Origin of the sequence: Pseudoalteromonas luteoviolacea (assembly GCF_001696455.1) — a bacterium.
Taxonomy (GTDB): domain Bacteria; phylum Pseudomonadota; class Gammaproteobacteria; order Enterobacterales; family Alteromonadaceae; genus Pseudoalteromonas; species Pseudoalteromonas luteoviolacea_C.
This window is the reverse complement of sequence record NZ_MAUJ01000001.1, coordinates 1,912,615-1,926,502: the sequence shown is the minus strand read 5'-3', so window position 1 is coordinate 1,926,502 and position 13,888 is coordinate 1,912,615. Positions and strand designations below refer to the sequence as shown.

Below are 13,888 nucleotides of genomic sequence, written 5' to 3'. Positions count from 1 at the left end.
AATAATTGCTTCACAGTTTGTGTAATGCGCCTAACAAAAGAAGAGAATGTTGTGAAATTTAAATCTCAATTTCAGATTGATGGCAAGGAAGTGGGACACGATTCACCTTGCTACATTATCGCTGAAATGTCTGCTAATCATGGTCAGTCCCTCAGTAAAGCCAAAGAGCTAGTTCATGCAGCGAAAGAAGCTGGGGCAGATGCAATCAAACTTCAGACTTATACCGCGGATACATTAACCATGGATTGCAAGTTGCCGCACTTTGAGGCAACGGGCCCTTGGCAAGGGCAATATTTGTACGACCTTTATAAAGGGGCATACATGCCTTGGGATTTCCACGCGGAGCTGTTTGAGCTTTCAGCCAAGATAGGGTTAACGTGTTTCTCATCTCCATTTGATAAATCGGCCGTAGATTTATTGCAACAGTTTGATGCACCGGCCTATAAAATAGCGTCCCCAGAGCTGATAGATCATCAGCTAATTCGAGATGTAGCTGCAACTAAAAAGCCTGTGATTATGTCGACGGGCGGTGCCACGCTTATCGAGATTGCACAAGCTGTCAAAGTGGCAGAAGAAGCAGGTGTGAAAGAGCTTGCATTGATGAAATGTACAAGCACTTACCCAGCCCCGGCTGAATCGATAAACTTACGTACGATCCCACATATGCGTGACGCATTTGGATGTCCAGTGGGGTTGTCTGATCATACCTTGGGTAATGATGTACCTTTGGCCTCTGTAGCGGTTGGTGCTTGTATGATTGAAAAGCATTTTGTGTTGGATAAAACAGATAACACCGCGGATAGCTTTTTTTCAATGACGCCAGATGAGTTAAAAGGGCTGGTGCATGGCGTGCGCCAAATTGAAAAGGCGATGGGCACGGTTCACTACCCAAGTGAAGCCTCAAAGGCACGTCGTTGTGTATATATTATTAAAGACATTCAGGCGAATGAAATCCTGACCGAGGCGCATTTACGACAAATGCGTCCCGGAGGCGGTGAGATCATGCCTCAAGAGTTGCCTAGATTAATTGGTCGCCGTGTCAATAAAGCGTTGGCCTGCGGTACGCAGTTAAGCTGGGAGGACTTGCAATAATGATTTCTAGAGAGACGTTACTTGACTATATTCAGCAATTTTTAGAAGAGCGCGGCGTATTACTCAGCGCATCTTCACTTGAAAGTTATAATATCATTGCTGAGGGTGAATTAGACTCATTTGAGATATTAACACTGACTATGGGAATAGAAGCACACTTTTCTGTCGCTGTTGCCCCAGAGTTACTGTTGGATGAAAAAAATGCCATAGTGGGCAATCTCGTGAATGCTCTGATGGAAAGTATATGATTGCATTTCGTGTAGATACACAATGTGGAATGGGCCATTTTATGCGTATGAAATGGCTTGCCGTCGAGTTAGAGAAACGCAACGTACCGACTATTTTCTTTATTGACCAAAGTGATGCAATAGCGCGCTTTACAAATGATTTAAATGCTGAGCTTGTCATTGTCCCTCAAACCGACAGTTGCCAAGGTGATGCTAGGTTTTGTTTAACCTATTTGAAGTCACATAAGCACGAGATTAAATGGTTTATTGTCGATGGCTATACGTTTGATGAGAGCTGGGAAGCGGAAATCAAAGCATATGGCATAAAACTGCTTGCGGTGGATGACTTGGCTCGGCAACATAAATCAGATGCGGTGCTCGATATAAAGTGGGTCGGAAGTGTGACTTCGGACCGATATGAAGGCTTAGTGCCTGCTGAGACAGATAAGCTACTCGGACCAGCGTTTGCCATATTATCCCCAGAGTATCATTTAGCTGCGAATACGTCGTTTTCCCGCACTAATCGTATTACTTTCTCTCTTGGTGGCGGTGGTAGTTGGCGTACTCTAAGCACTGTTATTGAGCAGTTGTGTACACTCGAGCCTGCAATTGACGAAATAGTTGCCATTATTGGCCCGAAAGCGACTGAAGTTGAAGCGCTAGAGTCTTTTTGTAAACAGTATTCACACTTAACATTGGTTCATGCGCCAAGTAGTTTATCTGAATACTATAAAGAAACAGGGTTGTTTGTTGGAGCTTTGGGGACATCATTGTATGAGCTGGCCTCAACTAAAACACCCGCACTGACCTTTTCGTTAGCAGCAAATCAGAACAACAACATTGAAGATTTAGAACAACTTGGGCATTTTTATCATATTGAGGATTTACTTACTTTCCCCGCTGACAAAGTAGCAAGGTTGATCCACTCTTTATTCGAGCATAGAAAGTTAATTGAGCAGCAACGCTCAAGGCCGGCTGTGCCAGTCGACGGTCAAGGTACTTGGCACATTGCTGATTACCTGATAAGTGGTTATTTATTGGACCGCTTGCCCAAGCTAGAAGAGCCTGAACTTGGGGAGGAAGTGTCTAAATTAACAGATTCTTTAAGCGTTCGAGAAATTCAATTGTCGGACGTAAACCGCTATTTATCAGCTCGTAATCGCTCAGAAAATATGTGGCGGATGACCATCACAGACTCTATCAAGCCCATAGATCACTACACTTGGTGGTTTAACAATCAAAGACACTCATTTGTATTAGAAGACAATGGCTCGCCGTTAATTTATGTGTGGCATCAAGTATATCGCCATAAAGATGCTGAGTACCTGTACGGGGGGTGGTTTGCGGCGAGTGATAAGGTGAACTTTATCCATGCTCAAATGATATTAAAATGGCAGTTAGCCTATTGCGAAGCGTTACATCCAAACGCGACTTGGGTCGCTGTAATTAATAAAGAGAATAAATTCGTTAATTTGCTAAATCAAAAAGAAGGGTTTATCGAGTTAGATAAGGCTTCAGATGCGTTTTTAGTTACGCAATGTTTATTCCCCCAAGCATCAGAGGAAGAATTTAATTATGTTGCCAAGTTTCCAGCAAGCCGAGGCTAAGATGGGTGGGATTTATGCCATTTTTCAAGGCCATGTGCAATCGACACCCGATAAAACAGCGGTCATTTTCAAGCATACTAGCTTAAGCTACCAAGAGTTGGACCAGAAAGTATGCCGGTTAGCTTCATATTTTACCAAGATAGGCCTGAAAGCAGGACACAGGATCGCGCTATTTGCACCGAATGGGATAGAGTATCCCATCGTATTAATGACAGCTGCAAAAATGGGGTTGGCTGTTGTGCCACTGCCAATGAGCTTAAAAGGCGCAGCGCTTGAAGTTGCCTTGAAAAAAACGCCTGTCGCAGCAGTTTTGGCTTGGCCTACGATCAGCAAAGTATTACTTGATAAAGACTTAATTGAGCAAGACAGGTTAATTAGTTTCGAAAAGTCAGTTGCTGATGAAATGACATGGCAGCAAGTTTTTAACGAACAAGATAATGAGATATTGGACGTTGTTGAAACCACTGTTGATGTGCATGCGCCCTTTATTTTGACCATGACTTCGGGCTCTACAGGTGCACCCAAACCGATTGTATTGAGTCAACATTGTAAAGTGCAGCGTGCAATTGAAGCGACTAAAAATTATTATGGCTTGGTTGAAAGTGACAAGGTGTTGGTGGCTACGCCATTGTACCATTCGCTTGCTCAGCGCGGCGTTTTGATGCCATTGATGCTGGGCGCAACCACCGTGATTATGGCCAAGTTTGTCTTACAAAGTTGGTTAGATGCCATTGAGACTCATCAAATAAGTTTTTTATTCGCGGTGTCTGCGCAATTAGAAAGTCTTCTTGCTTATCAAGGCCCTGATTTTGACTTGAGCTCTCTACGTTGCCTAGTTTCCTCTTCTGCGGTTTTAAATGCCGAGTCAAAAAAGGCGCTTTTGGGTCGATTGAACTGTGCATTTCACGAATGCTATGGCGCATCTGAAGTAGGGGTTGTGACAGATTTTTGTGTGTCAGCAGAGCCAGATAAAAACGGCAGTGTTGGGCGAGCGCTTCCTTTTGTAGATTTAAAAATCTGCGATGATAAGCGTCAACATCTCGCTGTTGGTGGAGTAGGGGAGATTGCTTGTAAAACACTTACGGGGTTTAGTGGCTATCACAAGATGCCAGATGCAACAGAAGCGGCTTATGACTCTGAGGGCTTTTTCTACACGGGTGATTTGGGTTATCTCGATGCATACGGGTATTTATATTATGTCGGTAGAAAAAAAGAGGTTATCTCTAGTGGTGGCATCAATATTTTTCCACAAGACATTGAAGCTGTGATTAAACGCCATCCTGACATTGTCGAATGTGTTGCATTTGGCGTAGCAGAGCCTCAATTAGGGGAAGTGATCCGAGTTGCTTATGAGCAGCGAGGAGAGGCGTCTTTGGATAAAGCGCTTAGACTAATGTGCTTGCAGGAATTAACTGACTATCAGCAACCTCGGCAATTCGTGCGCTTGGATGAAATGCCAAGAAATCAAATGGGCAAAGTGCTGAGAAATGACGTTAAGTTACAAAACCAATAAAAGGGTGAAGGCATAGCCTTCACCCTTAGGTATTATTTGATACTTTCCCAAGTGCCAGATTGATTGGAGCGGGTTGCAGCTTCAAACAATGCTAAGCCATCACGGGCTTGCTCAAAACCAAAGACATATTCATTGGCATTGTCTTTTGAAGCTAAATAGCTCTCTAACGCGAGATGTATATCAGTGTAAAGATTAGCGAATGCCTCTACGAAGCCCGTTGGGTGGCCTGGTTTCATCCGATTGTATCTAAATTGATTCGCATACTGACATTGGCCGGCTCTATCCAGTATTTCCCTGCGCCCATCGTTGAAGTTGAGCTCCAGTTCGTCTGGATTGAGCTGATACCATAATGCGCTTCCTTCAGTACCGTACACGCGCACTTTTAAGCCATTTCTATGACCGATCGCCGTTTTCGACATCCACATACTTCCTGTGATGTTGTTTGGGTACTTTAACAGCATTTGCACATCATCCACCAAATCAGTGTATTCAGAATGGGTAGCGAAGAGCGCACTGGTTTTTTCTGGTTCTATCTCAAGTAAATAGCTTGATAGGTGATGCAAATGTACACCTAAATCAAGGCAAATTGTTGGCATGGAGTAGTCTTGTAAACGCCAAGCTTGAGGTGGAGACGCCTTTCCCGCAATTTCAGGTGGTCTTTTGAACCCTTCCTGTGGCATTTCTAAATGTATTTTTTGAATAGTACCTAGCTTATTATGCTGTATTAGGCTTTTAAGCTCCCTAATCATGGCATAACCAGAATAATTGAATGTAACAGCAAGAAAGTGTTTTTTTGCGTCATATTTTTCAGCTAGCTGCTGAATTTCATCACTGCCACAGACCAGCGACTTTTCACAAATAGTCGGAATGTTGAGCTTAAACAGTGTTTCTAGGGCTTCTAAGTGATGTGGTGTTGGCGTTAACACCACCACAGCATCAATGTTGTGGCGTTCAACGTTGAGCATATCTTGCCAATCAGCATAAACACGATTATTGTCAATGCCCCATTGCTGTGCGGTGAGTTTATTTTGCTCGCTATCTCGGCTAAACGCACCTGCCACGACTTGGAATCGATTATCTAGTTGAGCTGCAGAGAAGTGTACATACCCAACAGCTGAATTGGCGCCGCCCCCAATAAATGCAAGTTTTAAACAGCGATTTGACATGGTTTTCCCTATTTTTCGGCGTTACTCAATTCAGTCAGTGTCTCAACGAATGTCGCAACAATGTAGTCTTGCTCTTGTTGTGTCAGTTCAGGAAAGAGGGGTAAAGTAACCGCGCTGTGATAATATGCTTCCGCGTTAGGGCAATACCCTTGCTGAAACCCCTTCTGCCTATAGTATGGCTGTAAGTATATCGGGATATAGTGCACATGGCAGAAGATATTTTTAGCCCGCAGTTCCGTCACAATTTGTTTATGTAAGAGTGGAGTCGCATTGGCAATCCGCACGACGTATAAATGATATGCATTATAAACATCGTCGCTTTGAGTGAGTGGTCTAATCTCATCATGTTTGATGAACAACGCATCGTAGTATGCTGCAAGTTCATTTCGTTTACTGACAAACTGATTTAACTGATTAAGCTGTGATATACCTAGTGCGGCATGTAAATCCGTCATTCGATAATTAAAGCCCAGAGCCTGTTGTTCATAATACCAAGGCCCATCTGAATCTTTTTCCAACAAATGAGGGTCTGCTGTGATACCGTGGCTTCGGTATAGCTTTAATTTTTCATCCAATTCTTTGCTGTTGGTGAGTGCCATACCGCCTTCAGCTGAGGTAACAATTTTGACTGGGTGAAAACTAAAAATACAAATATCCGAGTATTGGCAATTACCCACAGGGTGATTTTTGTATTGTCCGCCAATGGCATGGGATGCATCTTCAATGATCCTGAAGTTATATTCGACACTTAGATTGTGCAATGTCTCCATATCACAAGATTGGCCTGCAAAATGTACTGGAATGACGACTTTAGGGAGGGCGTTATTTTCTCGCGCGCTGATTAATTTTGACTCAAGATTATTCACGCACATGTTGCCTGTGTTTGAATCAATGTCGACAAAGTCGACTTTTGCGCCGCAATACAGTGCACAGTTTGCAGAGGCTACAAAAGAGTTGGGCGATGTCCATACAATATCATTATGTCCAACATCTAGCGCAAGACAGGCGATATGTAGTGCCGAAGTTGCACTGTTCACCGCAGTGGCATGATTTGCATGACAATACTGCCTTACTGATGATTCGAACTCAGGGATTTTAGGCCCTTGAGTCAACCAAGGTGAGTTTAAGACTTCAATTACTGCATCAATATCAGATTGCGATATGACTTGTTTACCGTAAGGGATCATAAAAGTGCCTGTTTATTAAACTCAGCTATTTCTTCGACAGATAAATATTCAGCGTTTGTCAGTGAGTTGTATTCAAATCCCGGCGGAACGGCTTTTCCCTTTTCATTGAGCGCGTTAACATCAAAATCATTTGTTCTGCTGCTAAACTTTATCCCTGGTGCAATGACGAAGTGGTCTTCAAATTCAAACGTATCAAAAGATAAATCTTCAGGACACATCACTTCGTGAAGCTTTTCACCGGGTCTAATGCCAACCACTTTTTGTTTTAGGTTTGGTGCCATCGCTGTTGCTAAATCAGTAATTTTGATAGACGGTATTTTGGGAACGAAAATCTCGCCACCTAACATGCGTTCAAAATTATTGAGAACGAAGTCGACGCCCTGTTGTAGACTGATCCAAAAGCGCGTCATGTCCGGGTGAGTTATAGGGATATGATCTTGTTGTTCATCAATAAACTTTTGGAAGACTGGCACAACAGACCCCCTAGAGCAAACCACATTTCCATACCGTACGACAGAAAACATGGTTTTGTGGCCGCCTGCAATATTGTTTGCTGCGACAAACAGCTTGTCGGAAGCAAGCTTAGTCGCGCCATATAAGTTGATTGGATTTGCCGCTTTGTCCGTTGATAATGCGATGACCTTATCAACATCACAATCCAATGCTGCTTCAATTACATTTTCTGCACCATTTATATTGGTTTTAATACATTCCATCGGGTTGTATTCTGCAGCAGGGACTTGTTTTAAGGCAGCAGCATGGATGACATAATCTACACCTTGCATTGCACGTCTCAATCTTTCTCTATCGCGTACATCGCCAATGAAGTAGCGCATACAAGGCTGATTAAAAACTTGTTGCATTTCGAATTGTTTTAGCTCATCGCGTGAAAAAACAATAATCTTTTTAGGGCGATACCTTTCAAGTAGCGTTTTAACGTATTTCTTACCAAAAGAGCCGGTTCCGCCAGTGATTAGGATCGTTTTATTATCAAACATATTTTACCCATCTAAAGGTGCAATCATTTCTTTACACTGTAGAAAAAAGTATTAGGTAAAGAGTTTGCATCAGCACCCTAAAAAAAAGTGATTACTCAATACTTTATATCACTTTTTTAAATTTTGCAGTATTTAAACTGGCGCTGTGGGTTAATTTATTGCGATAGATGACTTTTTGAGCGAGTAGGCGTAAACTAAGAGTATGAGCACTAGACTGGAGAGTGTGATGCAAATTAATTCGCCAAGTAATTCTTTTTTTAACCGTACAGAGCAAACCAACAATAAGTTAAGCCAACAGTTGGCGACGGGTAAAAAGGTCAATTCAGCTGCTGATGATGCTGCGGCGCTTCAAATTATTAACCGACTGACATCTCAACAAGACGGTCTAAATCAGTCTGTAAGAAACGCCTATGATGGCATTTCTTACTCTCAAACTGCTGACTCTGCGTTGTCGGGCGTTAACGATGCGGTTGGCCGTATTAGAGAGCTCTCTATTCAAGCTGGTAACGGTGCTTTGTCTGATAGTGACAGACAAGCATTGCAAGATGAAGTTTCCCAACTTCAGTCACAAATCACCGAAACCTTTGATAATACGACATTTGGTGGTGACCCTCTATTTGACGGTCAACAGACGAGTTTTCAGGTTGGTCCAGATGCTAACACGACGCAAAGCTTTACCCCAACCGACGGTACTGTTGCTGCTGGAATTTTGAGTGTAGATATCTCGACGCAAGCTGGTGCTCAAGCTGCAATCACGGCGGCTGACCAAGTTGCAAAAGACGTCAATTCTCAAAGAGCACAGCTTGGTGCATTTGAAAATACGTTGGATAGTACGATAAGAGGGCTTGGTAACCAAAGCGACAGAATTGCAGAAAGCCAAAGTCGAATCGCAGACACGGACTTTGCACAAGCAACAGCAGAGAAGACTGCAAATGACATTTTATCGCAAACTTCAATTGCGCTCAGAGGTCAGGCAAATCAATCGGCATCATCAGTTTTGAGCCTACTTCAGTAAAATGTAATGCTTTTGTATTGATATGAAACATACTGAGTGGCATTTATTTGGCGTTAATGTCAATAAATTGCCACTTAGGTATTGCATCCCTTAGATACTCCCTTACAATCTCCCTCATAGACTTATAAAAACACTTGGATCCAGTCCAAATGATACTGATCATCGATAACAACAATAATCGTGCTTCTGGATTAGCTGCGGCACTAACATTCTGTGGGCAAGCTGCAAAAGTTACTGCTGAGTCAGAATTTACCCCAGAGTTGGTCAAAAAATATCAAGAATGTACTATTGTACTTGGTGCACTAAATGGATTGGATCACGAGCACCATATTAAAAAGCTGCCTGCGCAACCTTTTATCCTGGTGGGTGAGACGCTTCGACCTTTAATGTCACTAGCCAATGTAATTGGTTTGATCAGTGAGCCGTTTAGTCATGATATCACTATGCAGTTGTTACATGACTGCCAGCAGTATTTGAGCTTACTGCCAGGTCAAAGCGGCCAAAGCAAAGATGCCAAAGCATTTGATGGCCTCGTCGGCGACACTGAAGCGGTTAAAGAAGTACGGTTCTTAATATCTCAAGTTGCAAAGACCGATGCAAATGTTCTCATTCTTGGGGAATCTGGCACGGGTAAAGAAGTGGTAGCAAGAAACGTTCACTTGCTGTCAACGCGTTCTTCAGGTCCATTTGTACCAGTAAACTGTGGTGCGATCCCTGGAGAATTGCTTGAAAGTGAGTTGTTTGGTCATGAGAAAGGCGCGTTTACTGGGGCGATATCGGCTCGTAAAGGGCGATTTGAACTGGCACAAAATGGCACACTATTCTTGGATGAAATAGGTGACATGCCACTACAAATGCAGGTTAAACTATTACGGGTGTTGCAAGAGCGTAGCTATGAGCGAGTGGGTGGTACTAAACCTATTCAAGCAAATGTACGTGTCATTGCGGCTACACACCGCAACCTTGAAGAAATGATTGAAACGGGAAAGTTTCGTGAAGATTTGTTTTATCGACTCAATGTGTTTCCAATTGAAAACCCTTCGTTAAGCCAGCGTGTAGACGACATTCCATTGTTACTCAAAGAATTGCTCCGTCGAGTGACGGAACAAGGTAACAAGGGGGTTAAGTTTACCGATCGGGCTATTGAGAGTCTAAAAGCACATGCTTGGCCGGGTAACATTCGAGAGTTGGCAAACTTAGTGGAGCGTATGGCTATCATGTTCCCTGAAAAGCTGGTGGACGTCACCGATTTGCCAACCAAATACCGTTACATCGAAGTAGAGGCGTTTGAGCCGGAATACCCTGAGGAATTACTAGAAAAAGATGCCTTCAATGAGTTGTTTAGCGATGGCTTTAGTGACTTTGATGATGAAGAAGAAATGGATAACACTGCTGAGCAACCGCTTCTCGGTCTGTTGCCAGATGAGGGTATTGAGTTGAAGGACTATCTTGCTGATTTAGAGGTTAGCTTAATCACGCAAGCTTTAGAAAGGTACGACTATGTTGTTGCGCGTGCTGCTGAAATATTGGGTGTGAGACGTACAACACTTGTCGAAAAAATGAAAAAGTATAATCTGAACCGAGACTAGTCGGTTCAGATTGGCTAGTTCAGCAGAGCGCTCAGGTCGAGAGACTTTGCATGTTCAATCAATGGCTGCTTCCTAAAGCAGTCGTTATCGTGATCATTCACCATACCGCTGGCTTGCATGTGTGCGTAAACAGTCGTCGGACCTAAAAACTTAAATCCTCTCTTTTTTAAATCTTTCGCAAAGCGCTCACTGATTTCACTGGTAGCTGGGTAGTCTTCTCTCCCGCGGATATTGTTGATAATGGGCTCAAAATCAACATAACTCCATTGATACTTGGCAAAGCTACCGTATTCTTGTTGTACTTCAATAAAGCGTTGAGCATTATTTATAGTCGCTTTAATCTTTGCTCTATTACGGACAATTCCTGGGTTGTCCATGAGTTGCTCAATATCTGCTTCGGTCATTTTGGCAACCGCTTTGACATCAAAATCTTTAAAAGCAGTTCGGTAATGCGTTCTTTTTTTCAAGATTGTGTACCAGCTTAACCCTGCTTGAGCGGACTCAAGCGTAATAAACTCAAACAGTTTATTATCGTCCCAAATCGGTACGCCCCACTCTTCGTCATGATAAGCAACATAGTCAGGTTTACTGGCATCAAGCCACAAGCATCTGGTACACATAGCGTTTCCTTTTCTCTATACCGTGTCTGTCAAATAGTCGACCTTTACATATGAAAATCGAGCTAACACTAGTCAATATTTCTAAACTAACTATATTTTATATCTGTATAAAAATACAGTGTCAAAGTTTTGTTAGTGTCAAATATAGCCTTAAGTTTTTGAAAAATAATTAAAATAAACTTTGGCACAGGGATTGCTTTATCTATGCTAGGAAGATTCATGAGAGTAGTGTCATGGCGTTAGCAAAAGTGATAAATCCACAATTTGTGCCAGAAAACCAATTCAACCCTTGCTTGTTGCAAGAAGCTTATGTTGGTGAACTGAGCGACCTAAGGCAGCAAGCGAGTTGGCTAAGCCATTTAGTTGACACAATGCCTGCTGGTGTTGTTGTGCTGGACGGACAAGGCATGATCGCAAAGGCAAATCAAATTGCCAAAGATATGCTCGGAGAACCATTAGAAGGTGAGAAGTGGTTTAACATCATTCAGCGTTCTTTTAGTCCGCAACAAGATGATGGTCATGAGGTGTCTTTGCGAGATGGCAGACTTATCAAGTTGGAGATCACGGCACTTACGCCTGAACCTGGTCAATTAATATTAATGACTGACTTAACTGAAACACGTAAATTGCAAGCAAGGGTTGCACACATGCAACGACTAAGTGCGCTTGGCAAAATGGTTGCCTCTTTGGCACATCAAGTGCGCACGCCACTATCTGCTGCAATGCTCTACGGTGCAAACTTAGGCAGTGCGAATTTGCCAACGCCGTCTAGAGAAAAGTTTCATAACAAACTCATGTCTCGCCTCAAAGATTTAGAAAACCAAGTGAATGACATGTTGTTGTTTGCCAAAAGTGGTGAGCAGCAAGTTGTTGAGCGCGTTTCGATGCAACAGTTACTGAATGAAGTCAAAGTTGGTGCAGATGCAATGTTGTCATTGAATAGCGCTGCGATGGAAGTCATTTTGCCGGAGCCAGACATCGAGATTATTGGTAACAAAACGGCACTTGCAAGCGCAATCCAGAACTTGATCCACAACAGTGTTCAAGTGATTGGACCGGGTGCAAAAATAACGTTGCGTGCGGCCCGAGAAACACAAGATGAGCAAGTAAGAATTTCTGTGAGTGACAATGGCCCAGGGGTAGATTTGTCTCAGGCTGACAGATTATTTGAACCGTTTTTTACAACCAAATCACAAGGTACGGGCCTTGGGCTGGCAGTCGTCAGCTCGGTGGCCAATTCACATAAAGGGCGTGTTGAAGTAGATAACATGCCAAGCGGAGGAGCGTGTTTTAGCATGCTATTACCGATTTCTCAACACACTCAGCTTCAGGAGGTCGTATGAGTAATAAAATTCTAGTCGTTGAAGATGACGCAGGTTTACGCGAAGCACTCTTAGATACTTTAGAGCTTGCTGGTATTGAATGTGTTGAGGCGGATAGTGCAGAGCAAGCGATGGTGTTACTCAAGCAACAAAGCTTTTCTTTAGTGGTTAGCGATGTGCAAATGGGACAAATGAGCGGCATCGATTTGCTCAAGAGCATTAAGCTAAATTATCCAAACTTGCCTGTTCTAATGATGACTGCATATGCCACCATTGATGACGCTGTTGAAGCAATGAGACTAGGCGCTATTGACTATATGGCAAAGCCGTTTGCACCAGAAGTATTGCTGAACATGGTCAGCCGCTATATGCCGGAGAAGGAAAAAGAGACTGAAGGGCCCATCGTAGCTGATGTGAAAAGCTTACAGCTGTTAACGCTGGCCAAAAAAGTCGCGCAATCCGATGCCAGCGTTATGGTTTTAGGCCCTAGTGGCTCTGGTAAGGAAGTACTTGCAAGATATATTCATGACAGCTCAGAGAGAAGCAGTGAGCCATTCGTTGCCATTAATTGTGCAGCGATCCCTGAGAATATGCTAGAAGCAACTTTATTTGGTTACGAAAAAGGCGCATTTACCGGTGCTATTCAAGCATGTCCGGGCAAATTCGAGCAGGCGCAAAAAGGGACTATCTTGCTAGATGAGATTACTGAGATGGATCTGGGGTTACAAGCTAAATTGCTGCGTGTTTTACAGGAGCGTGAAGTCGAAAGACTGGGTGGTCGTAAAACAATTGAATTAGATGTGCGCGTATTGGCGACCAGTAACCGAGATCTTAAAGAAGCCGTTGCTGAGGGCAAATTCAGAGAAGATTTATATTATCGATTAAATGTCTTCCCATTGACTTGGTTGCCTTTGAAAGACAGAGCTGCGGATATTGTTCCACTCGCATGTCACTTAATGGAAAGGCACTGTCAAAAGTCCGGACAGCCTACGCCTCAATTATCAACAGGAGCGCAAGAAAAGTTATTGCAACATGCTTGGCCTGGTAATGTAAGGGAGCTTGAAAACGTTGTACAAAGAGCGCTAATTTTACAACAGGGTAGCGAAGTTACTGATACAGATATATTTATTGAAAATTTTGAGCCGGTTGAGTTAAGTATAGCGGTGGCACCATTAAGCAGCCCTGTTGAGTTAGATGTATCACCCTATGTGAGTTCAACCGAAAGTAGTGCGAGTTCTACGCAGGGTGACGCGTTAAGTTATAAAGAAGAGTTACAAGACAAAGAGCATCAAATTATTCTTGATACCTTGACCCGCTGTAATGGTAAAAGAAAAGATGTTGCAGAGATTCTGGGTATTAGTCCAAGAACACTGCGATATAAATTGGCTAAAATGAGAGATTTAGGTTTGCCAGTTCCAGCATAAATATCAAATTGGCCAGGCTCAGCCTGGCCAATTATTCTCCCGTCAAAATTCTGTCCTCCCATTTATATTACTTATTACTTTTTAAGTTGTTGAATATAAAGAAATAAAAGTTGGCACAAAAAGTGCTT

12 protein-coding genes are annotated in these 13,888 nt (G+C 42.9%); 8 read left to right on the top strand and 4 right to left on the bottom strand.

The features are described from left to right. Nucleotides 1-51: 51 nt before the first annotated feature. Genes pseI through A7985_RS08385 form a run of 4 tightly spaced genes read left to right on the top strand, consistent with a single transcriptional unit; the run spans nucleotide 52 to nucleotide 4,439 of the window. Complete coding sequence (gene pseI, locus A7985_RS08400; protein WP_065790062.1) at nucleotides 52-1,092, top strand: pseudaminic acid synthase; 1,041 nt, start codon at nucleotides 52-54, stop codon at nucleotides 1,090-1,092. Continuing rightward, nucleotides 1,092-1,340: a hypothetical protein gene (locus tag A7985_RS08395; protein ID WP_256096655.1), complete on the top strand. Its 249-nt coding sequence runs from the start codon at nucleotides 1,092-1,094 to the stop codon at nucleotides 1,338-1,340. Before pseI ends, A7985_RS08395 begins: the two co-directional genes overlap by 1 nt. Then, nucleotides 1,337-2,926, top strand: coding sequence for a UDP-2,4-diacetamido-2,4,6-trideoxy-beta-L-altropyranose hydrolase (gene pseG, locus A7985_RS08390; RefSeq protein ID WP_065789934.1), 1,590 nt, complete (start codon nucleotides 1,337-1,339; stop codon nucleotides 2,924-2,926). Before A7985_RS08395 ends, pseG begins: the two co-directional genes overlap by 4 nt. After that, entirely contained in the window at nucleotides 2,895-4,439 is a 1,545-nt protein-coding gene (locus tag A7985_RS08385; RefSeq protein ID WP_256096654.1) for a class I adenylate-forming enzyme family protein, read from the top strand. Before pseG ends, A7985_RS08385 begins: the two co-directional genes overlap by 32 nt. 32 nt (nucleotides 4,440-4,471) lie before the next feature. Here the strand turns inward: A7985_RS08385 and A7985_RS08380 are convergent, their stop codons facing one another. The 3 genes from A7985_RS08380 to pseB are packed head-to-tail and all read right to left on the bottom strand — an operon-like array spanning nucleotide 4,472 to nucleotide 7,790. Continuing rightward, nucleotides 4,472-5,605, bottom strand: coding sequence for a Gfo/Idh/MocA family protein (locus A7985_RS08380; protein ID WP_065789933.1), 1,134 nt, complete (start codon nucleotides 5,603-5,605; stop codon nucleotides 4,472-4,474). 8 nt (nucleotides 5,606-5,613) lie between these two features. Beyond that, on the bottom strand, nucleotides 5,614-6,792 hold the full coding sequence (gene pseC / locus A7985_RS08375) for a UDP-4-amino-4,6-dideoxy-N-acetyl-beta-L-altrosamine transaminase (RefSeq protein ID WP_065789932.1): 1,179 nt from the start codon (nucleotides 6,790-6,792) through the stop codon (nucleotides 5,614-5,616). Beyond that, a complete protein-coding gene (pseB, locus tag A7985_RS08370) occupies nucleotides 6,789-7,790 on the bottom strand; it encodes a UDP-N-acetylglucosamine 4,6-dehydratase (inverting) (RefSeq protein ID WP_065789931.1) in 1,002 nt (333 codons plus the stop codon). Before pseB ends, pseC begins: the two co-directional genes overlap by 4 nt. 226 nt (nucleotides 7,791-8,016) lie before the next feature. Between pseB and A7985_RS08365 the strand changes: the two genes are divergently transcribed. Beyond that, nucleotides 8,017-8,805, top strand: coding sequence for a flagellin N-terminal helical domain-containing protein (locus A7985_RS08365; protein ID WP_065789930.1), 789 nt, complete (start codon nucleotides 8,017-8,019; stop codon nucleotides 8,803-8,805). A 149-nt stretch (nucleotides 8,806-8,954) separates the two neighbouring features. Next, on the top strand, nucleotides 8,955-10,394 hold the full coding sequence (locus A7985_RS08360) for a sigma-54 dependent transcriptional regulator (RefSeq protein ID WP_065789929.1): 1,440 nt from the start codon (nucleotides 8,955-8,957) through the stop codon (nucleotides 10,392-10,394). A 14-nt stretch (nucleotides 10,395-10,408) separates the two neighbouring features. Here A7985_RS08360 and A7985_RS08355 read toward each other — a convergent pair whose 3' ends face one another. After that, on the bottom strand, nucleotides 10,409-11,014 hold the full coding sequence (locus A7985_RS08355) for a DNA-3-methyladenine glycosylase I (protein ID WP_065789928.1): 606 nt from the start codon (nucleotides 11,012-11,014) through the stop codon (nucleotides 10,409-10,411). A 233-nt stretch (nucleotides 11,015-11,247) separates the two neighbouring features. On the opposite strand from A7985_RS08355, the gene A7985_RS08350 reads away from it, so the two are divergent. Next, complete coding sequence (locus tag A7985_RS08350) at nucleotides 11,248-12,357, top strand: sensor histidine kinase (RefSeq protein WP_065789927.1); 1,110 nt, start codon at nucleotides 11,248-11,250, stop codon at nucleotides 12,355-12,357. Further along, complete coding sequence (locus A7985_RS08345) at nucleotides 12,354-13,760, top strand: sigma-54-dependent transcriptional regulator (protein WP_065789926.1); 1,407 nt, start codon at nucleotides 12,354-12,356, stop codon at nucleotides 13,758-13,760. Before A7985_RS08350 ends, A7985_RS08345 begins: the two co-directional genes overlap by 4 nt. The last annotated feature ends 128 nt before the right edge of the window (nucleotides 13,761-13,888 follow it).